This window comes from Collinsella sp. SGI.095 (assembly GCF_050314535.1).
Taxonomy (GTDB): domain Bacteria; phylum Actinomycetota; class Coriobacteriia; order Coriobacteriales; family Coriobacteriaceae; genus Collinsella.
Map to the genome: position 1 here is coordinate 1 of NZ_JBNPNG010000058.1, position 885 is coordinate 885.

Below are 885 nucleotides of genomic sequence, written 5' to 3' on the forward strand. Positions count from 1 at the left end.
GTCGGTGTCGCCGGTCACGCCGCGGGTCAGGAAGGCGCGGACGCGCTCGTCGAGCTTGCGGTTCTCGTCCTCGCCCATGAACAGGAAGACCGGGACGCCGGGCTCCACGAGCTCGAGGGTGCCGTGGAAGAAGTCGGCCGAGGTGATGTAGCGGGTGCGCTTCCACTGCATCTCCTCGAGGATGCACATCGAGAACAGGATCGTCTCGCCCCACAGGGCGCCGGAGCCGATGAACATGGTGTAGGGGGCCAGGGCGTACTTCTTGGCGAGCTCCTCGGCGCGCGGCTCGAAGCTCTTGCGGATGTCGAGCATGTCCTTCCAGATGTCCTTGGTCTGCTCGATGAACAGGTCGAACTTGGGGAAGCAGCCGCGGCGGTTGAGCAGGCGCAGGCCGAAGCAGTCGGCGAGGTAGTAGCCCTTCTCGCAGCCGCCCGAACCATGGTCGGAAGCCATGGCGACGCAGTTCTCGGCGCCGACGGCCTGGCCGATGGGGCCCTCGGGCTTGGTCATGGCGTAGACGCGCACGCCCATGTCCTTCATCTTCTTGACGGCCTCGAGGACCTCGGGGGTGGTGCCGGACTCGGAGGCGGTGAGCACGACGGACTTCTCGGTCATGCGCTTGTGGCCGGAGACGTTCCACTCGGCGGCGTGGATCAGGTAGACCTCGAGGTCGCGGTCGCCGAACTTGTTCATGAGGTACTCGAGCTGCATGAGCTCGTCCCAGGTGCCGCCGACGCCCATCAGGAACACGGCGTCGTAGCCCTCGTCGGCGACCTTGTCGGCGAGCGCGGTCATCTTCTTGCCGGTCTCGTAGAGCGCCTTGCCGTCCTCGAGGTAGCCCTCCTGGTCGAAATGCATGATCTCGATCTTCTCGGTTTCCTTCAT

At 65.2% G+C, this 885-nt stretch carries 1 protein-coding gene; it reads right to left on the reverse strand.

Annotation, left to right across the window (positions count from 1 at the left end; translation table 11 throughout):
- Positions 1 to 885 (reverse strand): SIS domain-containing protein (locus tag ACQRCA_RS08450; RefSeq protein WP_427719893.1); only part of this gene is annotated, 885 nt, incomplete at both ends.